Below are 23,132 nucleotides of genomic sequence, written 5' to 3'. Positions count from 1 at the left end.
GAATCAAGTAAGCTTAGCCGTAGCCACTGCGTTAAAGTGTTGAGAGAGTACATTTTTTAGTGAGGCAATTTGCCGTACTAATAAGGGTGGTATCGCGAGCGAGTCTCGTCCCTTTTAAGGGGATGGGACTCTTTTGTTTTACCGCTAATCTAAGGAGGAAATAAAGATGGAATACAAAAAAACGTTACTTATGCCTAAAACAGCCTTCCCGATGCGTGGCGGCTTACCAAACAAAGAACCAAAAATGCAAGCTGATTGGGAAGAAATGAACTTATATGAGCAAATCCAAGCTAAAAATGCGGATAAACCAACTTTTATTTTACATGATGGACCGCCATACGCAAACGGTGCGATTCACGTTGGACATGCGATGAATAAAATCATCAAAGATATGATTGTGCGTTACAAAGGAATGCGTGGCTTTTCATCACCTTATGTTCCAGGCTGGGATACACACGGTTTACCAATTGAACAACAATTAGCGAAAAAAGGCATTAAACGCAAAGAGATGTCACCGGTTGAATTCCGTCAACTGTGTGAAAAATATGCACGTGAACAAATCGATCTTCAACGTACAGGCTTTAAACGCTTAGGTGTTTCGGCTGAATGGGACAACCCATACATTACATTGGATCCGATTTTTGAGTCAAATGAAATTAAAGTATTTGGTGAGATGGCTGAAAAAGGCTACATTTACCGTGGTAAAAAACCAGTCTACTGGTCACCATCAAGTGAATCGGCCTTAGCCGAAGCCGAGATTGAGTACGCGGATGTTAAAAGTCCATCGTTATACATTGCTTTTAACGTAAAAGACGGCAAAGGCATTGTGGATAATGATGCAGAATTTGTTATTTGGACAACGACACCATGGACATTACCAGCAAACGTAGCAATCGCTGTTAATGCAACCTATAACTATATCGAAGTCGCTGTTGCTGACCGTAAGTTTATCGTGGCTGAAGGCTTATTAGAAGCCGTTTCTGAAAAACTAGAGTGGGAAGCACCGACTGTGCTCAAAACGTTCAAAGGGAGCGAGCTTGAGTACGTTACTGCAAGTCATCCGTTCTATGATCGCGAGTCACTTGTTATTTTGGGTGACCATGTAACGCTAGAAGCTGGTTCAGGTTGTGTTCATACAGCACCAGGACACGGGGAAGACGATTACTTTGCCTCATTAGCTTATAAATTAGAAGTTATTTCACCAGTGGATGGTCGCGGTATTTATACTGATGAAGCACCAGGATTTGAAGGTATCTATTATGATAAAGCGAATCCAATGATTACTGATTTATTAACCGAAAAAGGTCGTCTCTTGAAACTGGACTTCTTTTCACATAGTTACCCACATGACTGGCGTACGAAGAAACCTGTTATTTACCGTGCGACACCACAATGGTTTGCATCAATTGATGCGTTCCGCGAGAATATTCTTGATGCGATTGCAACGGTTGAATGGACACCAGCTTGGGGAGAACAACGTTTACACAACATGGTTCGTGACCGTGGCGATTGGGTTATTTCACGTCAACGTGCGTGGGGTGTACCGTTACCAATCTTTTATGGTGAAAATGGCGATGCAATTATTACGAAAGAAACAATTGCTCATCTTGTTGAATTAGTGCGTGAACATGGTTCAAACGTTTGGTTTGCCCGTGAAGCGAAAGATTTATTACCAGCAGGTTTTACACATCCATCAAGCCCGAACGGAACGTTTACAAAAGAGACTGATATTATGGACGTTTGGTTCGATTCAGGTTCATCTCACCAAGGTGTGCTTGAAGAACGTGATTACTTGAGCCGTCCAGCTGACTTGTATTTCGAAGGATCAGATCAATACCGTGGCTGGTTCAACTCGTCAATTACAACGAGTGTTGCCATCACAGGGAAATCACCTTATAAAGGTGTCTTAAGCCACGGGATGGTCTTAGATGGTAAAGGGCGTAAAATGAGTAAATCAATTGGTAATACAGTTGATCCTCAAAAAATCATGAACCAAATGGGTGCCGATATTTTACGTTTATGGGTATCCTCATCAGATTACCAAGCGGATGTGCGTATTTCAGATGATATTTTAAAACAAGTTTCAGATGTCTACCGTAAAATCCGTAATACTTTCCGTTTCTTATTAGGAAATGTATCAGACTTTAATCCAACAACAGATATGGTGGCGTATGACAAATTGTCAGAAGCTGATCAATACATGTTAACAACATATAACCGCCTAGCACATCAAATTGATGAAGCGTACAATAAATATGAGTTTTCAACTGTTTATCGTGCGGTTAACAACTTTGTAACGACTGACTTAAGTAACTTCTACCTCGACTTCGCCAAAGATGTTGTTTACATTGAAGCGGCAGCGAGTGAGGCTCGTCGTAGTATGCAAACAGTATTCTACACGATTGCGAAAGGTTTAACACAATTATTAGCACCGTTATTACCACATACGGCTGATGAAATTTGGTCTTATCTTGAGTTTGAAACAGCTAAGAGTGTTCACTTAACTGATTTTGAATTTGCGACTGAGACAGCAGAACAAACAGCCTTACTTGAAAAATGGACACAGTTCATGACTATCCGTGACGCTGTTCAAAAAGCATTAGAAGAAGCGCGTAATGCGAAATTAATCGGGAAATCATTGATGGCGAAAGTTTCAATCTATGCTGATCAAGCAACGGTTGACTTAATCAAGTCAATTAACAACGATGTGAAACAATTGTTAATCGTTAGTGACTTTGAGTTAATTGTGGGTAAAGATAACGCGCCAGCTGATGCGATTGCAACAGAAACAGTTGCTGTTGCTGTCACTGCTGCCGACGGTGACACATGTGAACGTTGCCGTGTCGTGAAAACAGACGTTGGCTCAAACGCTGCTCATCCAACCTTATGTGCTCACTGTGCTGACATTGTGACTGAACATTATGGCGACATTGACTTAGAAGCTTAAAAGTGAAAGCAACTGTTTAGAAGAAAAATGAAGTCTCTTTAGACTTTGTCTACAATTTGAACCGGTATTGACGTGTAACGTCGATACCGGTTTTTTTTCTGTCTAAGAAGCCAATCATCGGTTTCAAAATAAAATGTGCTACAATAAAAATAAACGTTAATCAACAGAAAGAGGTTATGGCAGAATGAAAGTAACGGTCAAAAAAGTGCATGGTTCCGGGAACGATTTTTATATTATCGATGAAATGTTGTTAAGTGAAGCACTGCCAGAAGAAAAGCGTCGACAATTAGCATTGACCTTGTGTGATCGTCAGCAGTCCTTGGGCGGTGCAGATGGGGTTTTATATGTCTCTCCGAGTAAAACAGCGTTAGCACGTATGCGTGTTATTAATTCAGATGGTTCTGAGGCTTCGATGTGTGGTAACGGACTTCGCACAGTTGCTCGTTATTTGGCAGAAAAACATCAGCTAACTGATTTCACCGTCGAAACAATGAAGGCGATTTTAAAAGTATCTGAGGATGAACCGCTAGCCGAAGGGATTCCAACCTATCGCGTTGAAATTTCACCGGTCACCTTTGCTAAAGAGACTTTGCCGTTAGTGATTGATGGTGAACAGCTATACGATGAGCGCGTGCCAGCTTTTTCAGAGCAGTTACATTATTCGGCAGTAGCCGTACCAAATCCTCACTTAATTAGCTTTGTTGAAGGAGCTGATTTTGCAGACCAAGAAAAATTAGCGCGCTGGCTGAACAGTGATAATCCCTATTTTACAGACGGTGTTAACGTTAGTTACGTCCGCCGTTTTAGCGAAGATGCCATCTTTGTAAAAACATATGAGCGTGGTGTAGGGTTTACGAACGCTTGTGGTACTGCGATGTCAGCCAGCAGTTTAATGGCGCGTCTCATTCATGGTGGTGATTTTGAGCGTAAAATCGATGTGTATAATCCTGGGGGTCGTGTGCAATGTCAGGTTTATCGTGAAGCGGATACCTATCGGATTGATTTAATTGGGAATGCCACTTTTGTATTTGAGGCTGAGTTAGTGATTTCCGCCGATGCCAAGGCCGTGACAGTGATGTCACAAACGACGACAGCTGAACAAATAGCCTATGAACGGATGGCGCAACAAGCGGCTCAATTTGTAGAGGCTCAATCAAGTATTTAAGATAAAAACGTTATTTCAGCACCAGTGAAATAACGTTTTTTTTAAGGATCAATTCAGACTAAAGACGGAGCCTTTAGGTAATTAGATGTTGTAAACTTAATGATGTGCTAAAATGTAGTGTAATGTAATCTAATGAAGAGGTGACGAAATGTTAACGAAAAAGCAAACGATTTTGCGCTATAGTGTCGTAGCTATTATTTTTATCCTCTTTCTGTTTGTGGCTGCAGCTGTTTCGGCCAATGCACTGTGGGTAAAACAATTTGATTCGACAATACGAACAATGTGTCAAGCTGTTCAACCGGTTGGACTAACCAAAGTCATCACGCTAGCGACTGACTTTGCAGGGGTTAAAGGCATGATTGTCATTACAGCGATAATCGTTATTATTATGGCCTGTTACCGCCAGTTTTTATGGGCATGTTGGCTTGGCGTTAATATGCTTGTCGGTGCTAGTGGGATTAACTGGGTGTTTAAATCGCTCTTTCAACGGGAGCGTCCGGTGAATATGTTAATTGAACAAGGTGGCTTTAGTTTTCCGAGTGGGCATACAATGGCGATTACAACGTTTACGTTAAGTATTGTTTTTATGCTAACAGTCAATCAGCGTTATCATCGAAAAACATATTTGATTATCACAGCCTGTCTCATCAGTTTTATTGGCTATACGCGCATTTATTTAGGTGTTCATTATCCAAGTGATATTATCGGTGGTTTTTTATTGGCCAGTACTTATATGATTGTAAGTACGACGCTATTCAGACAATTCGGTCCGCGTATTCAAAAGTTATTTATTGAAAAGGCTTAAACGATCGGTTTGTTTTCAGTAAAGACTACGCCTATACGCCGCCTGATACAATGGAATAAAGCGACTTAAATAAACGAGCGTACCGTGCGTTTTACACCGTTAGACGCTTGCTGAGACGAATTACTAGCGAAGTTAAATATAGAACAAAAAAGCGATTATTGACCATCGCCAGCAAAAATTTTGAAGATACGAGCGTTTATCTTCAGTCTCAAGCGCTCAATTAAAATGAGCGCTTTTTGTTCTATTAGGGGCGCTTATGAAAAAAACAGTGAACAATCTCATAGAGGCTCTGCTGTAATTATTTACAAAACAATTGAGGGGGATTATTCCTTTTTTTTAGAAAACACATCATATGTAGGATTAGACATAATGGCAGATAGTTAATAGCCTTCCTTTGTTTTCTATAATCAATAGATATATGTGGGTAAACTGTTCCAAAAAAGATAAATGTAAGGGCTTGCAAAGGTGAGGAAGAGCCCTTATAATAAAAAATATAAAAAGGTATTTCGCATGTTATAAATGGATTTTGTTTTGTAAAAGTAAACGAACTTCATTTATAATATGTGATGTCATCTGTATCAACGATATGGAAACCCATATTATAGAAATCATTTGGAGGGTTCATACTATGCAAACAGGTAAGGTGAAATGGTTCAACTCAGAAAAAGGTTTTGGTTTTATTGAGGTTGAAGGTGGCAGTGATGTCTTTGTACATTTTAGTGCTATCCAAGGTGAAGGTTTTAAAACATTAGACGAGGGGCAAGACGTTGAATTCGAAATCGTTGAAGGACAACGTGGATTGCAAGCTGAAAATGTAACGAAACTTTAATCCAAAACAAGTGACTGACAGCTGTCGTCACTTGTTTTTTTGTAAAAAGACGAGACTGCCTTGCTGTCGCAAGAATCAACCTGTTTGACAAAATAGACGTGGGACTTTAAAATGAATCGTACTTAAAAATAGATTGACGACAGCCAAGCTGTTCGTTGATAATAGAGAGACGGAAAATAGATGAATGTCACAGAACACTTAAAACATAATCCGGGATTAAAACAGCGGTTGCAAGAAATGCTCCTTTCGATAGAACGAGAAAGTCATTTTACAACAACAGCTGGGATTGAATGCCCAGTCAATCGATTGGCATTAGGAGCAGAGCATCCGATGCTTAAGTATACAAATCATAACAGCCTGGTGATGAAAACACCGTTTGTCTCATCCGAAAAAGAGGCATTAAAGTATTTTGGTGCCATTCAAGAGGTTGCGATGCGTACACATCCGTCAACAGAAATGCTCTGGCCAAGTTCAACACTGCCTGATGAAACGTTTAATGGTGCGATTACACTGCATTACATCTTCTCAGAAACATTTGTGTATGACTTAGCGCAAGCAATGAAGCAGACAGTTGCAGAAACGCGGACCGGATTGTCTCACCAAATGAGGCTGAACCTAGCAGGATACAAAGTCATGCTTGCTTCACAGTTGCAGTCTCGCTTTGCCTTCGTTTCTAGTGAAACGAATTCAGCTACGCAAGCGGAGCTTACGTTAGTTGGTGTGCCCTTAGATGCGACTGCACGTTTTGGAATAACAAGCGAAACACTACGTTTTTATACACTGCTAACGCTACTGTCAGCTTATACAGCGACTAATATTGAAACAGTCGATCAATTATTTGAAGCGTTAACTGCGATGGCGAATGACTTACACTTAAGTAAGAGCGATCGAGACATCATTACCCACTGTTGGCGCGAAGTAAGTTCATCCGCATTTAGGCAAGATAGTGATACAGTAACAGCAGCAACCTACAATTGCCAACAAGGACAGCTGTTTCAACAACAAGCCTGGGAAAACACCTTTGCCTTAGCTGGCTTCGATAAGATGGAGCTATCGACACAGCTAGTGATAGTGCATGCAATTGAACTCGGTATTGCCTTCGAGGTGCTAGATGAAGCGGAACAGTTTTTGAAACTGACCGTCGGCAATCATACTGAATATATAAAAAATACGAATATGACAAGTCTTGATACCTATATTGCACCGCTCATTATGGAAAATAAAACGGTAACAAAGAAAATTTTAAAACAGGCCGGTTTTCGTGTGCCTAGCGGCGAAGAATTTGCCACTGTGGACGAAGCGATGCAAATGTATGACTATTTTAGCGAAAGTGGTTTTGTTGTTAAACCGAAGTCGACTAATTTTGGTCTGGGAATTTCGATTTTTCAAGAAGGTGTCTCACGGACTCATTTTCAAGAAGCGGTTGAAATTGCCTTTAAGCAGGATTCTCATGTGCTCATTGAAGAATTTATCGCGGGTACTGAGTATCGTTTTTATGTCCTTGATGGCAAGGTTGAAGGCATTATTTTACGCGTGCCCGCAAACATTATTGGCGATGGCATTCATACGATTGCGGAGTTAGTGGCATTCAAAAACGAAGATCCGTTACGGGGGACACATTACCGCAAACCGTTACAACGTATAGTAATTGGATCAATTGAACGGTTGTTATTGAAAACACAAGGTTACAGCGAAGATGATATTCCTGCCAAGGAGCAACGTATTTATTTACGGGAAAACTCGAATGTTAGTACTGGTGGTGATTCGATTGATATGACTGATGAAATGGATGAAAGTTATAAACAAATTGCAGTTGAAGCTGTTGCCGCACTGGGTGCGTTTGTGTCAGGTATCGATTTGATGATCACTGATAACAGGGTGCCGTCGACGAAAGCAGCTACTAACTACGGGATTATTGAGGCTAATTATAACCCAGCCATTCACATGCACATGTTTCCTTATCAAGGGACAGGCCGACCATTAGCCCAGTTGTTGCTCATGAAACTATTTCCTGAATTAAACGAATAGTGAGGTTACTGTAATAGAATGAGACAGAATTGAAGATGATTCACAAGCTGAAACGAAACCATTAACCGGTTTCGTTTTTTTTTATATCGATATGAGATAGATTTAATAAAAAAACAAACGAAACAATATCATAATTAGAATTTTCTGAATATTCAATTGACTAATCGATAAATGTCCTATAATATATAAATTATCTTATTAAATAAAAAAACAAAAGGAGTTTTTCATTATGAAACGTAGCCAGTCAAACCAATCACGCTTAGTCATTTTATTACTTAGCTAGGACTCGGAACATCGTCTTGTGCGATTGTTACTTGAGTCCCGATTGCGTTTGACTGGGGCTTCAAACCCCATTCCTTGAATGGGGTTTTTAATTGGAAAATTACAGAAGAGCTAAGGAGTGTTAATGATGAGAAGTGATGAAATCAAAAAAGGTGACGATCGTGCCCCGGCACGTAGCCTCCTTAGAGCAACTGGACAAGTAAGAAGCGATAATGACATGCGTAAGCCTTTTATTGCAATTTGTAATTCATATATTGATATTGTGCCAGGACATGTACACTTGCGTGAACTAGCCGATGTTGCCAAAGAAGCGATTCGAGAGGCTGGCGGTATTCCATTTGAGTTCAATACGATTGGTGTTGATGATGGGATTGCGATGGGACACATCGGCATGCGCTATTCATTACCGAGTCGTGAGATTATCGCTGATGCGGCTGAAACCGTTATTAACGCTCATTGGTTTGATGGTGTTTTCTATATTCCAAACTGTGATAAAATCACACCAGGAATGTTATTGGCGGCCATGCGGACGAACGTACCGGGCATCTTTTGCTCAGGTGGTCCGATGAAAGCAGGCCTATCTTCAACTGGTAAAGCGCTCACCTTATCGTCAGTGTTTGAGGGGGTTGGTGCCTTTAAATCAGGGAAAATGAGTAAAGAAGAATTTTTAGAACTTGAAGCAGAGGCATGTCCAACCTGTGGCTCTTGTGCAGGGATGTTCACGGCCAACTCAATGAACTGTTTGATGGAAGTGCTCGGACTGGCCCTACCAGGAAACGGCACTACACTAGCTGTCTCAGAAGAACGACGCGAATTAATTCGAAAATCAGCCTTTCACTTAATGGACTTAGTAAAAAAAGACATTAAGCCAAAGGATATCGTTACCAAAGAAGCCATCGATGACGCGTTTGCCCTCGATATGGCAATGGGTGGCTCAACTAATACAGTACTACATACATTAGCAATCGCGAATGAAGCAGGCATTGATTACGATTTGAAATCGGTCAATGAGATTGCCGAACGCATTCCGTATTTATCAAAAATCGCTCCAAGTTCAGCATACTCGATGCATGATGTGCATGAAGCCGGTGGCATTTCAGCAATCATTAAAGAGTTGGTTGATAAAGGCGATGCGATTCATCCCGACCGCATTACTGTAACGGGTAAAACATTACGAGAGAATGTGGCGGATGCGAAAATTTTAAACGAAAACGTGATCCATTCTAAAGAGAATCCGTATAGTAAAACGGGTGGATTATCAATTCTTTACGGTAATATTGCGCCAGATGGTTCTGTGATTAAGGTCGGCGGTGTTGATCCGAGTGTCACTAAGTTTGTCGGCGAGGCCATTTGTTTTGACTCACATGATGAAGCAGTGGCGGCGATTGATGATCACCGTGTCGGTGAAGGGCACGTTGTTGTTATTCGCTACGAAGGACCGAAGGGTGGGCCTGGAATGCCAGAAATGTTAGCACCGACATCGTCAATTGTTGGACGAGGCTTAGGCAAAGATGTCGCCCTCATTACGGATGGTCGCTTCTCTGGTGCAACACGTGGTATTGCGATTGGTCATGTATCGCCTGAAGCGGCAGCAGGTGGCCCGATTGCCCTCATTAAAGATGGCGATACGATTGTGATTGATTTACCGGAACGGACGATGGAACTACTCGTTTCAGAAGATGAGTTAGCGGCACGTCGCACACAGCTAAAACCATTTAAACCAAAGGTGAAAACCGGTTGGTTAGCACGTTACTCAGTACTAACAACGAGTGCCAGTACCGGAGGCATCATGAAGATTCCGGATGAACTACTTTAAGAGAGGGTGAAATAAATGGCTGAGCAAGCAGTAAAGCTGAAAAATGGAGCGCAATGGCTCATCGAGAGTCTTAAACAAGCAGAGGTTGACATCATCTATGGCTATCCGGGAGGTGCAGTCTTACCCTTGTATGATGCCCTCTATGATAGTGGTGTGAAACACATTTTAGCCCGACATGAGCAAGGTGCAATCCACGCCGCTGAAGGTTATGCTCGTATTACGGGCAAGGCCGGTGTTGTCGTCGTCACAAGTGGACCAGGGGCAACTAACGTCGTCACCGGCTTAGCGGATGCCTTAGCTGATTCCTTACCACTCGTCGTTATTACTGGTCAGGTGGCAACCTCAGTCATTGGCACTGATGCTTTTCAAGAAGCCGATGTTGTGAATATGACCTCACCGATTACGAAACATAGTTTTCAAATCCGTGACGCTGCCGATATTCCAACAATTGTGGCACAGGCGTTTACGATTGCTGAAACCGGACGGAAAGGGCCAGTCGTAATTGATTTTCCAAAAGATATGATGACCGCAGTCGTCTCACAGATTAAACAGGTGCAAGCGTTAGCGACCTATGAGGTGGCAACAACACCACCTGTGGAAGCAATCGCAGCAGTGGCACAACTGTTAGCAACGAGCAAACAACCGGTAATCTTAGCGGGTGCAGGCATTAATTTTGCCTCTGCCAAATCTGAATTGACCGAATTTTCTAACAAAATGAACATTCCGGTCGTGAACACACTGTTAGGCTTAGGGAACATTAGCCCATCTGAGCCGTTAGCGTTTGGCATGGCGGGAATGCATGGGGCTATGCGGCCAATCGTGCGATATATGAATGCGACCTCCTAATCGCCATCGGTGCTCGTTTTGATGACCGCTTAGTCGGGGCACAAGCGCATTTCGCGAAGGATGCTAATATTGTCCATATTGATATTGATCCGTCAGAAATCAACAAAGTGTTTACAGCTGACATCGGGATTGTCGCTGATGCCAAGGTAAGCCTACAAGCCTTGTTGGCTGCAGTTGAGCAACCCGCTGATTATACAGCGTGGGTCAGTCGTTTACAAGCGTATGCCCAACAGCATCCACATGGCTATACGACCAATGATAGCGTCGCGATAAAACCACAACAGGTGATTGAAATGATTAGTAGCTTAACGGAGGGCCGAGCGATTGTAGCCACCGATGTCGGGCAACATCAAATGTGGACGGCTCAATATTATCAGTTTAAAGAAGAACATGCGCTCATCTCAAGTGGTGGTTTGGGCACGATGGGATTCGGCTTACCGGCTGCAATTGGTGGGAAGTTTGCCCAACCTAATCGTCAGGTGGTTGCGATTGTTGGTGACGGTGGCTTTCAAATGACGTTGCAAGAATTAGCGTTATTAACAGAATTTAAGTTAGATATAAAAGTGATTATTCTCAATAATGCCTCACTCGGAATGGTGAAACAATGGCAGACACAGTTTTATGATGAGCGATACAGCGAGTCCGTGTTTGACGGCCAACCTGATTTTGTGAAACTCGCCGAAGCGTACGGTATTCAGGGCGAGCGGATTACACAAAGCGAGCAACTTGCTGAGCAACTGGCAGCGGTGTTTGCGATCGAAGGTCCAGTTGTCGTCGATGTTCATATTGCTCAGATGGAGACCGTTACACCGATGGTACCACCGGGGAAAGGCATTCATCAAATGGAGGGGGTTGTTGGTCAATGAAACGTATCTTAATTGCTCGTTTATCCGATTCACCCGGTGTTTTGAACCGGGCCATCAATGCTATTTCAAAACGTTTTATTAATATTGAAAGTATCGCGGTCGGTCAAACGGCCGAAGTCAATCAGTCACAGCTCACCTTAGTCGTGCATGTTGACGACATTAGCTCTTGTGAACACTTGGTCAAACTGCTGAATAAGCAGGTCGATGTGATGGAAGCACGTGACATTACCGATGAAAATGTGGTAACACGTGAATTGGCAATTGTCGATGTGGCAGTTGATTATTCGGCGGTAGCTGACCTGTTGGTTTCTTTCCAAGTCGCGATTTTAACCGAGGCAGCCGATCACACAGTCATTCAAGCAACCGGATCGCATCATCAAATTGATGATTTTATTGAACTGTTAAAACCATACAACATCACACAATTAACACGAACCGGCATTGCCGGTTTTGTCAAAACAGCATAACTGATGATTTCGCCGCAAGGCTTATCTATAAATAACACACATAAAACAGGGGGTAATGAAAATGGTAAAAGTATATTATGATGATTCGGTAAAAGAGGATACACTTAAAGGCAAAAAAATCGCGGTGATTGGCTATGGTTCACAAGGCCATGCTCATGCGCAAAACTTACGCGACAATGGTCACGATGTGATTATCGGTATTCGTGCAGGTAAATCAGCTGATAACGCCAAAGCAGATCAATTTGATGTATTCTCGGTAGCAGAAGCAAGTAAACAAGCAGATGTTGTCATGGTACTTTTACCAGATGAAAACCAAGGGACGATTTATGAAGCTGAAATTAAGGATAACTTAGAGGCCGGCAATTCACTTGTTTTTGCCCATGGTTTTAACATTCATTACGATGTCATTAAGCCGGCAGCAGACGTTGATGTGTTCTTAGTGGCACCAAAAGGTCCAGGTCATCTTGTTCGTCGTACCTTTGTTGAAGGTAGTGCGGTACCTTGTTTATTCGCGGTTTATCAAGACGCAACTGGAGAGGCGACTCAAAACGCGCTGTCTTATGCTAAAGGTGTGGGTGGTACCCGTGCAGGTGTAATTGAAACAACCTTTAAAGAAGAAACAGAAACTGATTTATTTGGAGAGCAAGCGGTACTTTGTGGGGGCACGACGCATTTAGTACAAGCTGGTTTTGAAACATTAGTTGAAGCGGGTTATCAACCAGAACTGGCCTACTTTGAAGTGTTACATGAATTGAAATTAATTGTTGATCTTATGTACGAAGGTGGCATGGAAAAAATGCGTAACTCGATTTCGAACACAGCCGAATATGGCGATTACGTATCAGGCCCACGCGTCGTAACAAGTGATGTTAAAGCGCATATGAAAGACGTGTTAACTGATATTCAAAACGGTAACTTTGCTAAAGGCTTCATTGATGATAACAACAATGGCTTTAAAGAATTCCATCGTATGCGTGCAGAGCAAAAAGGTCATCAAATTACCGAAGTCGGTAATAAACTCCGTGATATGATGCCGTTTATTGATCAAAACAAATAAAGAAAGTGAATACAACTTGCAAAAGGCAACTAAATTGGAGGTGTTGAGGGTTCGACGCTTTTTGTCGGAACGAAACAGCGAAATTTAGACAGCCTTTAGTTGGAGTAACTGGAGAATAGAAAGTGAATACAACTTGCAAAAGGCAAAAGGCAACTAAAAGGGTAAACGTTAAGTAGCAAGCACTTCGATGAAAAAAGTAGCGATACAATAAAGTGACAAGCGATAAAACTTACTGTTATAAAAGACTAACATTGTGTTAGCAGCTATTAACTAAAAGAATGACCAGTGAGCACATCTCAATTTGAGGTGTGCCTCACTTTAAATTTGAACATAATTGCGTTACTAATAAAATAATGAGAGGGGTGTCAGGCATGAGAAAAATCCAAATATTTGATACAACATTACGAGATGGCGAACAAACAGCGGGGGTGAGCTTTAACTTACAAGAAAAAATTCAAATGGCACAGCAGCTTGAAACCCTTGGTGTCGATGTCATTGAAGCTGGTTTTCCAATCGCTTCCCCGGGTGATTTTAACTGTGTCAAAACCATTGCTGAGATTGTAAAAGAAAGTGCGGTTACGGGTCTCGCCCGCTGCGTCGAAGCGGACATTAGTCGGGCTTATGAAGCGGTTAAAGGTGGGGTTGCACCCCAAATCCATACCTTTTTAGCGACAAGCCCGATTCATCGTGAATTCAAACTCAAAATGACGCAAGCCGAAGTACTCGCCTCGATTGATCATCATGTGCGCTATGCGAAGCAATTTGTCAATATGGTGCAATTTTCACCTGAAGATGCAACCCGAACTGAACCAGACTTTTTAGTTAAGGCAATCCAAACAGCCATTGATGCCGGCGCCAAAGTAATTAATGTACCCGATACAGTCGGCTATACGAATCCAACCGAGTTCGGTGCGTTATTCCGCTATTTACGCCAAGAGATTCGTGGGTTTGATGAGGTGATTTTCTCATCACATTGTCACGATGACTTAGGGATGTCGGTCGCTAATGCCTTAGCTGCAATTGAAAACGGGGCATCACGGATTGAATGTACGATTAATGGGATTGGCGAGCGTGCGGGCAATACTGCAATGGAAGAAGTCGCGATGGCTCTTCATATTCGTAAAGACCATTATCAAGCAGAAACAAACATTGTGCTCAATCAACTGAAACGCAGCAGTGATCTCGTCAGTCATTTATCGGGCATGGCGGTACCACGAAATAAGGCAGTGATTGGCGGCAACGCGTTTGCACACCAATCGGGCATTCACCAGGATGGTTTCTTGAAAAATCCAAGCACTTACGAAATTATTACACCTGAGCTTGTTGGTGTTTCACAATCAACCCTTGTACTCGGAAAACTCTCTGGACGTCATGCGCTCTTTACACGACTCGCGGATATTGGTTTTCAATTGAAAAGAGGAGCAACAACCACTGTTTGAACGTTTTAAACAATTAGCTGATGTTAAAAAAGAAGTCAGCGATGACGATCTCCGAGCAATGATGTCAGGCCATCTATACAGTGACGAGAGTTTTTGTCACTTAGAGTCGTTGGATGTGCATTATAATTCTGCTGCGCAACAATTAGCCGATATTACAATTAGAACAGCCGAGGGTGAGCGTCTCAGTGGTTCAGCCACAGGTGCTGGTAGTATCGAAGCGGTTTACAATGTGATTGATAAGTTAATGGGCGAATCGGTGACCTTAAAAGATTATCGTATTCAGTCAATCTCACCAGGAATGGATGCACAGGCTGAAGTACATACAGTGATTGCAACGGCGGACGGTAGCATTTATCATGGTGTTGGCATCGATCATGATGTATTGAACGCCTCTGCTCGAGCTTATATACAAGCTTTTTCAAAACAGCGTCATGCGACATTAAACACAAGTGAGGTTGAGGTGTAATGGGATATAACGTAACCGTCTTAGCAGGTGATGGCATTGGACCAGAAATCATGGCCGTCACGCAAACCGTTTTAACACAAGTACTCGCACAATCAGAGCAGCAGATTCAATTTAACGCGCAGTTGTTTGGTGGCGCGGCGATTGATGTGACAGGTTCGCCGTTTCCGCCAGCGACACAGGCGGCCGTAGCAACGGCTGATGCAGTTCTGCTTGGTTCGGTCGGTGGCCCGAAATGGGATGAAGCCACTGAACGACCAGAACAAGGCTTACTCGCCTTACGTAAACAAATGGGTGTATTTGCCAATGTTCGTCCCGTTAAAATTTTTTCGGCGGTAAAACATTTATCTCCTTTACGTGAAGAACGTTTAGAGGCTGTCGATTTCGTCGTTGTGCGTGAATTACTAGGCGGCTTATATTTCGGTGAACCGAAGTACTTCAACGAAAAAGAAGGCGTCGATACCTTACGTTATGACAAGGCGAGCATCGAACGGATTGTGCATTACGCCTTTAAACTCGCAGCCACACGTAAAGGTGAATTAACGAGTATCGATAAGGCAAATGTGTTGGCATCGAGTAAATTATGGCGTCAAACTGTTGAAGAGATTGCACCGCTTTATCGAGAGGTACGCGTCACTCACTTATATGTCGATGCGGCCGCGATGCATTTGATTCAACGGCCAGCGCAATTTGATGTGATTGTGACTGAGAACATGTTTGGTGATATTTTAAGTGACGAGGCGAGTGTGCTTGGCGGTTCGCTGGGCTTATTACCATCAAGCTCGCATGCGCAAGCTGGTCGGGCGGCGCTATACGAACCGATTCATGGTTCAGCACCGGATATTGCAGGTCAAGATTGTGCTAACCCAATCGGGATGTTACTGTCAGCGGCTATGATGTTACGGCAGTCATTTCAACTCGAAGCGGAGGCGACTCAAATTGAGACAGCCGTCGAAACCGCATTGGCAGCAGGCTTTTTAACAAAGGATTTAGGGGGACAAACGAGTACGCGCGCATTTGGTGCAAAAATAAGTGAACTGATTGAAAGGAGTGGGGCGAATGTCACAACAAACATTGTTTGATAAACTTTGGGAACGTCACGTATTGTATGGAAAAGAAGGTGAACCGCAGTTATTATACATCGATTTGCACCTCATTCATGAGGTGACATCGCCACAAGCATTTGAAGGGCTACGCATGACGCAACGGACCGTAAGACGACCTGATCGAACGTTTGCCACGATGGACCATAATGTGCCGACCTCCGACATTTTTAACATTCAAGATTTGGTAGCAAAAAAACAAATTGATGCCCTCAGCAAAAACTGTGCCGAGTTTGGGATTGAATTAGCCGAAATGGGCAATGACCGCCAAGGAATTGTACACATGGTTGGACCAGAAACCGGTTTGACACAACCTGGTAAAACAATTGTTTGTGGCGATAGTCATACGGCGACACACGGTGCGTTTGGTGCCCTAGCGTTCGGAATCGGCAGCAGTGAGGTTGAGCATGTGTTTGCGACGCAGTCTTTATGGCAAACGAAGCCGAAACGGATGGGGGTTCATATAACAGGTGAGCTGCAACCAGGCGTATACGCTAAAGACATCATCCTTGCGCTTATCGCTCAAAATGGTGTGTCATTTGGTAATGGACATGCGGTTGAATTTTATGGCGATACAGTCGAACGAATGACGATGGATGAACGGATGACAATCTGTAACATGGCAATTGAGGGCGGTGCGAAGATGGGGATGATGGCACCGGATGCAACAACTTATGCCTATGTGAACGGACGCGACTATGCTCCGACTGACATGGCTGAAAAAATCGCAGACTGGGAGACCCTGTACACAGATGCTGATGCAGTGTTTGATAAAATAATCGAACTCGATGCGGCTAGTCTCGTGCCATACGTAACCTGGGGGACCAACCCTGAAATGGGCGTACCTGTTACAGCATCTTTTCCGCCGATTGAAAACGTTAATCATGAACGAGCATACCATTACATGGATTTACAACCCGGTCAAACAGCTGCTGAAATCGAACTTGGCTACGTCTTTATCGGTTCGTGTACGAATGCTCGGCTGTCGGATTTAATCGAAGCTGCGCGAATGATACGTGGCCGCAAAGTGCAGAAACACATTCGAGCGATGGTCGTACCGGGCTCGCGTGGTGTACGCAAGGCGGCCGAAGCGGTCGGTCTCGATAAGGTTTTTAAAGAGGCAGGTTTTGAATGGCGCGAACCCGGCTGTTCGATGTGTCTCGGAATGAATCCCGATCAAGTACCGGATGGTGTACATTGTGCCTCAACCTCCAATCGTAATTTCGAAGGACGTCAAGGTCAAGGTGCACGCACACATCTTGTGTCACCAGCGATGGCGGCAGTAGCAGCAATACATGGACATTTTGTGGATGTCCGTTTGGAGGAGGGGATTGCACATGAGACCGTTTAAACAACATCGCGGGACAGTCGTCGCCTTGATGAATGATAATATTGATACGGATCAAATTATTCCAAAACAATTTTTAAAACGGATTGAACGAACCGGCTTTGGACGGTTTTTATTCGATGAATGGCGCTATTTACCCGGTCATCAACCGAATCCGGCCTTCCCTTTGAATGCCAAAGATCGTCAAGGTGCTTCAATTTTAATTAGTGGGGATAACTTTGGTTGTGGCTCAAGTCGTGAGCATGCACCATGGGCTTTAACTGATTATGGCTTCGACTGTATTATCGCCGGTAGTTTTGCCGACATTTTCTTTAGCAATTGTACTAAAAACCGCCTGTTACCGATTGTTTTACCACTCGAACAGCGCCAACAGTTGGCAGCCTTAGCGGGTGATGTAGTGGTGACGATTAACTTGGTTAATCAAGTGATTGAAGCTGACGGGGATGTCTACCCGTTTGAGATTAATCAAAAAGTGAAGGAAAAACTAGTTGAGGGCTTAGATGATATCACCCTAACATTGACGCACGAAGATGTCATTCGCGCGTATGAACAACGGGTTGATGAACGGGGGACAACAAATGACGACAGTTATGCACGCAACTAACATTGAAGAAGCAGCTGAACAATTAGCTGGAGTCGTACGACATACACCGCTCGAATATGATCCATACTTATCACAAAAATACGATTGTCGTGTGTATTTAAAACGTGAAGATTTACAAATTGTGCGCTCCTTTAAACTGCGGGGCGCTTATTATGCTATCAGTCAATTAAGCGATCAACAACGGGCGCAAGGTGTCACCTGTGCCAGTGCGGGCAATCACGCGCAAGGTGTCGCCTATACGTGTGATCGTTTAAAAATGAAGGCAGTTATTTTTATGCCAGTGACAACACCCAATCAAAAGGTTGCACAGGTGAAATTTTTTGGTGGTTCTGACATTGAAATTAAACTCGTTGGCGATACGTTTGATGCGTGTTCTGAGGCGGCCCAAGCGTATACTGCTCAAGAGGGTATGACCTTTGTGCCACCATTTGATTCCGAAAATATTATCGCTGGTCAAGGGACAGTCGCCGTTGAAATTTTAGGTGATGCGCCAGATCCGATTGATTATGTTATTGCGACGATTGGTGGTGGTGGTCTCATTGCAGGGTTAGGCAGTTATTTTAAGGCAAAGAGTCCTCAAACAAAGGTGATTGGAGTTGAACCGCTTGGGGCAGCCTCGATGAAAAGTGCCCGCGCTGCTGGTCAAGTTGTCAAACTACCGAAGATTGATAAGTTTGTAGACGGGGCTGCTGTCGCCGAGGTGGGCAAAATCACCTTTGACTACTGTCAAACCGTAGTCGATGACGTCCTCACCGTGCATGAAGGTCAGGTGTGTACAACCTTGATCGAAATGTACACAAAACTGGCGATTGTCGCTGAACCAGCCGGTGCGATGAGCGTTGCGGGATTGGAGCAGATGCGTGCTGAAATTAAAGGGAAAACAGTAGTGTGCGTCGTCAGTGGTGGCAATAACGATATCAATCGGATGAAAGAGATGGAAGAACGCTCACTCATGTTTGAAGGCTTACAACATTATTTCATCGTTAATTTTCCCCAACGACCAGGAGCGCTAAAAGAGTTCGTCAGTCAAGTGTTGGGTCCGAATGATGACATTACGAAATTTGAATACACGAAGAAAGTCAATCGCGGGCAAGGTCCTGTTATTATTGGCGTATTACTCGGTCAAACGAACGATTACGCAGCGATGATTGAGCGTCTACAAGTGTTCGATCCGCAGTATATGTCGGTCAACGATAATGCGATGCTCTACAATTTACTCGTCTAACCATCCTATACAAAGAGAGCTAAAAGAGGTACAATAAGTGGTATTAAAGGATAAGGATCGTGAGAAAAATGCGTCTGTTAAAAATAAAGCAGTTTGCACGTTGGCTTGCTACAGTCATCGTTCAAATCTGCTTTTTGATTAGTTTTTATTTAGTGGGAGTACAACTGCAACAATTGTTCCACCTCATCGTTCCTGGCAGTCTGATTGGGCTTGTGCTATTATTTACGTGCTTAAGTTTGAAAATCATTCCAGTCAGTTGGGTTAATCTCGGTGCCAGCTTCTTATTGTTGATTATGCCACTCTTTTTCATTCCATCGATGACAGGAGTCATGGCATACGGCTCACTCTTTCTACATGCAGGGGTATTTATTGTGCTCGACATTGTCATCTCAGCCTTTGTGATTTTCTTTGTGACTGGTTGGGCAATTCAACACCTCATCGTTTTATGGCAAAAACGGTCGCGAAATGAGGTGGGAAAATGATTTTAAATCTCGGACTCGTTGTGATGACAATTGTCTTTTTTTGCATTGGCTATGTCATTAATCGGCGTTTTCCCTCGTTCTTCACATTGCCGATATTTACAGCTTCAGCACTGATGATTGTTTTTTTAGTCAGTCTTGATTTGAGCTATGATGCCTATGCAGGGGCGCGCGCCTTTTTTAGTTTTATGATGGGGCCAGCAATCGTGGCCTTTGCTGTGCCAATGTACGCTGTTCGCAGTATTATTTATCGTTATCTGCCGTTTGTCATTCTCGGTATTATTATCGGCGTAACGGTGTCGTTAGGAATGACACTGCTGTTTTCACACGTATTGCCCTTATCAGCAACGGTTGTAACCGCACTTTGGAGCAAAAATGTCACCTTACCCGTGGCCTTAATAATAGCCGATGATATTGCAGCATCGCCATCGCTCGTAGCAATTGGGGTCGTCTTATCTGGTTGCTTAGGGGCCGCGTTTGGCGACCGCATCCTGAACGCGATGGGCATTCATCATCGCATCGCTCGTGGGGTAGCGATGGCTGCTGTTGCTCATATTATGGGGGCTTCACGTTCAATGTTACTCAATAAAGAAGAAGGTGCAATTGCCTTGATTACAATGGCAGGAACCGCAATTGTTGCCAGTGTGGTTATTCCTTTGATTGCATAAAAGACCGAAAAAGACGCTAAAGTGATGTGTTTACACGACTTTAGCGTCTTTTTTAGCTGTCTAGAGGAGGGTGTTTTTAGCGGTTGCCAACGCTTCTCCTTCTATGCCTAGCGGTGTCCGTCGTTGCTGCCACAAGTGACGCCATTGTCTAATGGCAGTCACTAAAATAATAACGGCTAGTACGAGCATGATCAGCGAAAGTATCCCATTGACGATACTAAAACCGGCATTAGCGGGATTGAAGTAAACCTGTTTCATCATCCAAAAACTGGCGGTGTTGACCGTCACATATAAATAGGCTAACGGTATCAAACAGGTGAGCCAATAATGTTTGTTGCTCGCCATTTTTAAAATGACCGTTGCACCGATAATGAGGCCGATAACGGCCATTAACTGATTCGAGACCCCAAACAAGACCCAAATCGAGCTAATATCGCCCGAATAGAGCAGATAGCCCCAAGCAAAACAGGCAAGAACACTGGCGAAGATAGTACCGGGAAGCCAATTGACCTGTTTAAGCGGTTTGTAAAGCTCACCAAAGAAATCTTGGATGAGGTAACGGGCAACACGTGTTCCTGCATCGATTGCGGTTAAAATAAAGACGGCTTCAAATAAGATGACGAATTGATAAAAATAAGGAGCCATCGTGTCAAAGAAGGACAAACGAGTGAAAATAGAGGTCATCCCAACTGCGAGTGTCACCGCACCACCGGTTCGTCCTTCTAAATCCATCCCGATTTCTTGGCTGAGATGTGGTAAGTCAACGACCGACATCCCTAACGTACGAAAGACTTCAGGCGTAGCATTGATGGCGAAATAATCAGCTGGATGAAGCGCAGTGGCAGCAAGCAAGGCCATGATTGCGACTAAACATTCGACAAGCATCGCACCACTGGCGACCATGCGAATATCCCGCCACTTGTTAATCATTTTCGGTGTTGTGCCCGAGCCGACAAAGGCATGGAAGCCAGAAATCGCACCACAGGCGATTGTAATACTAATAAAAGGCCAAACCGGTCCAGCAATTACCGGTCCACCTCCGCTTGTGAATTCGGTTAAAGCGGGCATGCGGATGGCGGGATTAATGACAAAGACACCGATGATCAAGGCCAAAAAAAACGCCGATTTTCATAAAACTACTTAAATAGTCACGCGGTGTCAGCAAGAGCCAAACGGGGAGCGCCGCTGCAAAAAAAGCATACACAGGTAAGATGAGGGCGAGCGTTTGATAATCTAAACTGAGCCATGTGCCTAAGACGGTCGTTTCAATCCAAGGGCCTAGGCCGACTGCTACTAAGATACAACTGAAACCGACAGTGCTTGCCAGTTTTAATTGTCCGGTGAAGCGGTAGTAGAGCCCGACGGCCATTGCAATCGGAATCGTCATCGCAATCGTAAATGTTCCCCACGGATTATGTGTTAACGCATTAAGTACGACCATCGAAAGACCAGCCATCGTAATCGTAATAATAAAGAGCATCGCTAACCCAGCACAAAAGCCAGCAATCGGACCCATTTCTTTTTTAGCGACCTCGCTCAGTGACTGCCCTTGATGACGCATTGAGGCATACAGCACGACGGCATCGTGGACGGCGCCGCCTAAGACGGCCCCAATCAAGAGCCAGATTAAGCCGGGTAAATAGCCAAACTGTGCGGCCAAGACGGGGCCAACCAATGGGCCGGCGGCAGCAATAGCGGCAAAGTGATGACCGAAGGTAACCCACTTATTGGTGGGCACATAATCTTGTCCATCATCGAGTTGTTCAGCTGGTGTTGGCGTATCGTTTCGTAAACGAAGCACCTTCTTGGCAAAAAATAAACTATAAAAGCGGTAAGCTAAAGCTAAAAGACAAATTGAACCAATCATGATTGTAATCGCGTTCATTGCATCACTCCTCAATTAAATTACATATAGTGGCTGTTAAACTATATGTAGGGTATCGCCAGCCACCGAGGAGTTACCCATAGTTTAACGTAAAGAGCTTTCGGAGGAAAGCAATAAAGACCGGCAAACAGCAAGATACTGTTAACGGCTATGGCACTACATTCTCGCAACCGCCTATGGTAAAATAAATAAGAATGAAAAAAGGGGGGGTTTGATGAAAATAACGACAGCTGATATCTACCGTGAGAGCAAAATGGTGTTGTTAGAAAGTGGCTACGATGGTTTAACCTTTGCCGAACTAGGCAAACGATTAGGTGTCACACGACCTGCCCTTTATAAACACTTCACCAATAAAGATGAGATGATTACTGCGTTGATGGTGAGTGAAATGCTTCAAATAAGCGAGCAGTTACCGACTGACATGAGCGCTTCGTTCGAGCGACTGTTTGAAAACCTCTTAACGGTATTAATTTCTTTTAGTGAACTACATCGAATGATGTCATCGTTATATCGCATTGAATACGAGCAAGCAACTTCTATCGGTGACAATCTCGATCAGCTAAAACAACAACACCGGCGTTTTTCAGCGACCGTCGATGCCATTATTACGAAGGGCAAGCACATAGGGGTATTTGATACTGGCTTGAGTACGGAGCTGATTACGCAATTTATAATGGGCATTATCGAAACGGTCGATTTGAAAAGCGCTTCAAAAGAAGAGTGGCTCACGATGCTCACCCAACTTGTTTTATATGGTACGAGTAAAAGAACGTGACATCTTTCTAAAAATAGGTTACGATAAAGTTACGG

At 43.6% G+C, this 23,132-nt stretch carries 14 protein-coding genes, 4 pseudogenes and 1 other annotated feature (1 of these 19 cut by a window edge); of the genes and pseudogenes, 17 read left to right on the top strand and 1 reads right to left on the bottom strand.

The features are described 5' to 3' along the window. Nucleotides 1-116: a binding site (T-box leader), on the top strand (it extends 112 nt beyond the left edge of the window). Between the two features lie 50 nt (nucleotides 117-166). The 16 genes and pseudogenes from ileS (at nucleotide 167) to BCAMP_RS02200 (ending at nucleotide 20,437) form a co-directional block, all read left to right on the top strand. Then, entirely contained in the window at nucleotides 167-2,947 is a 2,781-nt protein-coding gene (gene ileS, locus BCAMP_RS02275) for an isoleucine--tRNA ligase (protein ID WP_035313322.1), read from the top strand. 184 nt (nucleotides 2,948-3,131) lie between these two features. After that, a complete protein-coding gene (gene dapF, locus BCAMP_RS02270) occupies nucleotides 3,132-4,112 on the top strand; it encodes a diaminopimelate epimerase (RefSeq protein WP_035313321.1) in 981 nt (326 codons plus the stop codon). Between the two features lie 148 nt (nucleotides 4,113-4,260). Continuing rightward, nucleotides 4,261-4,917 (top strand): phosphatase PAP2 family protein, encoded by a 657-nt coding sequence (locus tag BCAMP_RS12370; RefSeq protein ID WP_051456814.1) that lies wholly within the window; start codon nucleotides 4,261-4,263, stop codon nucleotides 4,915-4,917. Between the two features lie 628 nt (nucleotides 4,918-5,545). Then, on the top strand, nucleotides 5,546-5,746 hold the full coding sequence (locus BCAMP_RS02260; protein WP_035313318.1) for a cold-shock protein: 201 nt from the start codon (nucleotides 5,546-5,548) through the stop codon (nucleotides 5,744-5,746). 180 nt (nucleotides 5,747-5,926) lie between these two features. Beyond that, nucleotides 5,927-7,774 carry a bifunctional glutamate--cysteine ligase GshA/glutathione synthetase GshB gene (gene gshAB, locus BCAMP_RS12365; protein WP_051456813.1) on the top strand — a complete coding sequence of 616 codons (1,848 nt, stop codon included), beginning with the start codon at nucleotides 5,927-5,929 and terminating at the stop codon, nucleotides 7,772-7,774. A 409-nt stretch (nucleotides 7,775-8,183) separates the two neighbouring features. Then, entirely contained in the window at nucleotides 8,184-9,872 is a 1,689-nt protein-coding gene (gene ilvD / locus BCAMP_RS02250) for a dihydroxy-acid dehydratase (protein ID WP_035313317.1), read from the top strand. Nucleotides 9,873-9,887: 15 nt separating this feature from the next. Beyond that, nucleotides 9,888-11,584, top strand: a pseudogene (gene ilvB / locus BCAMP_RS02245) (biosynthetic-type acetolactate synthase large subunit). Next, nucleotides 11,581-12,051 (top strand): acetolactate synthase small subunit, encoded by a 471-nt coding sequence (ilvN, locus tag BCAMP_RS02240; RefSeq protein WP_035313315.1) that lies wholly within the window; start codon nucleotides 11,581-11,583, stop codon nucleotides 12,049-12,051. Before ilvB ends, ilvN begins: the two are co-directional and overlap by 4 nt. 61 nt (nucleotides 12,052-12,112) lie before the next feature. Further along, nucleotides 12,113-13,155, top strand: a pseudogene (gene ilvC / locus BCAMP_RS02235) (ketol-acid reductoisomerase). Between the two features lie 324 nt (nucleotides 13,156-13,479). Beyond that, a pseudogene (locus tag BCAMP_RS02230) lies at nucleotides 13,480-15,013 on the top strand (2-isopropylmalate synthase). Beyond that, nucleotides 15,013-16,092 carry a 3-isopropylmalate dehydrogenase gene (leuB, locus tag BCAMP_RS02225; RefSeq protein ID WP_051456812.1) on the top strand — a complete coding sequence of 360 codons (1,080 nt, stop codon included), beginning with the start codon at nucleotides 15,013-15,015 and terminating at the stop codon, nucleotides 16,090-16,092. The pseudogene BCAMP_RS02230 and the gene leuB overlap by 1 nt, the downstream one beginning before the upstream one ends. Beyond that, nucleotides 16,070-17,464 carry a 3-isopropylmalate dehydratase large subunit gene (leuC, locus tag BCAMP_RS02220; protein WP_035313311.1) on the top strand — a complete coding sequence of 465 codons (1,395 nt, stop codon included), beginning with the start codon at nucleotides 16,070-16,072 and terminating at the stop codon, nucleotides 17,462-17,464. The genes leuB and leuC overlap by 23 nt, the downstream gene beginning before the upstream one ends. Continuing rightward, nucleotides 17,451-18,065 carry a 3-isopropylmalate dehydratase small subunit gene (gene leuD, locus BCAMP_RS02215; RefSeq protein ID WP_051456811.1) on the top strand — a complete coding sequence of 205 codons (615 nt, stop codon included), beginning with the start codon at nucleotides 17,451-17,453 and terminating at the stop codon, nucleotides 18,063-18,065. Before leuC ends, leuD begins: the two co-directional genes overlap by 14 nt. Beyond that, on the top strand, nucleotides 18,040-19,290 hold the full coding sequence (ilvA, locus tag BCAMP_RS02210; RefSeq protein WP_156921096.1) for a threonine ammonia-lyase IlvA: 1,251 nt from the start codon (nucleotides 18,040-18,042) through the stop codon (nucleotides 19,288-19,290). Before leuD ends, ilvA begins: the two co-directional genes overlap by 26 nt. Nucleotides 19,291-19,358: 68 nt before the next feature. Continuing rightward, nucleotides 19,359-19,772 (top strand): CidA/LrgA family protein, encoded by a 414-nt coding sequence (locus BCAMP_RS02205; RefSeq protein ID WP_051456810.1) that lies wholly within the window; start codon nucleotides 19,359-19,361, stop codon nucleotides 19,770-19,772. Beyond that, nucleotides 19,769-20,437, top strand: coding sequence for an LrgB family protein (locus BCAMP_RS02200; RefSeq protein ID WP_035313308.1), 669 nt, complete (start codon nucleotides 19,769-19,771; stop codon nucleotides 20,435-20,437). The genes BCAMP_RS02205 and BCAMP_RS02200 overlap by 4 nt, the downstream gene beginning before the upstream one ends. A 60-nt stretch (nucleotides 20,438-20,497) precedes the next feature. On the opposite strand, the pseudogene BCAMP_RS02195 reads toward BCAMP_RS02200, so the two are convergent. After that, nucleotides 20,498-22,322, bottom strand: a pseudogene (locus BCAMP_RS02195) (carbon starvation CstA family protein). A gap of 214 nt (nucleotides 22,323-22,536) precedes the next feature. Here BCAMP_RS02195 and BCAMP_RS12360 point away from each other — a divergent pair. Beyond that, the gene (locus BCAMP_RS12360) at nucleotides 22,537-23,097 is read left to right on the top strand and encodes a TetR/AcrR family transcriptional regulator (protein WP_051456809.1); all 561 of its coding nucleotides are present in this window, start codon (nucleotides 22,537-22,539) and stop codon (nucleotides 23,095-23,097) included. Nucleotides 23,098-23,132: the final 35 nt, after the last annotated feature.

Origin of the sequence: Brochothrix campestris FSL F6-1037, assembly GCF_000525915.1 — a bacterium.
Taxonomy (GTDB): domain Bacteria; phylum Bacillota; class Bacilli; order Lactobacillales; family Listeriaceae; genus Brochothrix; species Brochothrix campestris.
This window is presented reverse-complemented; position numbering and strand designations above follow the sequence as displayed.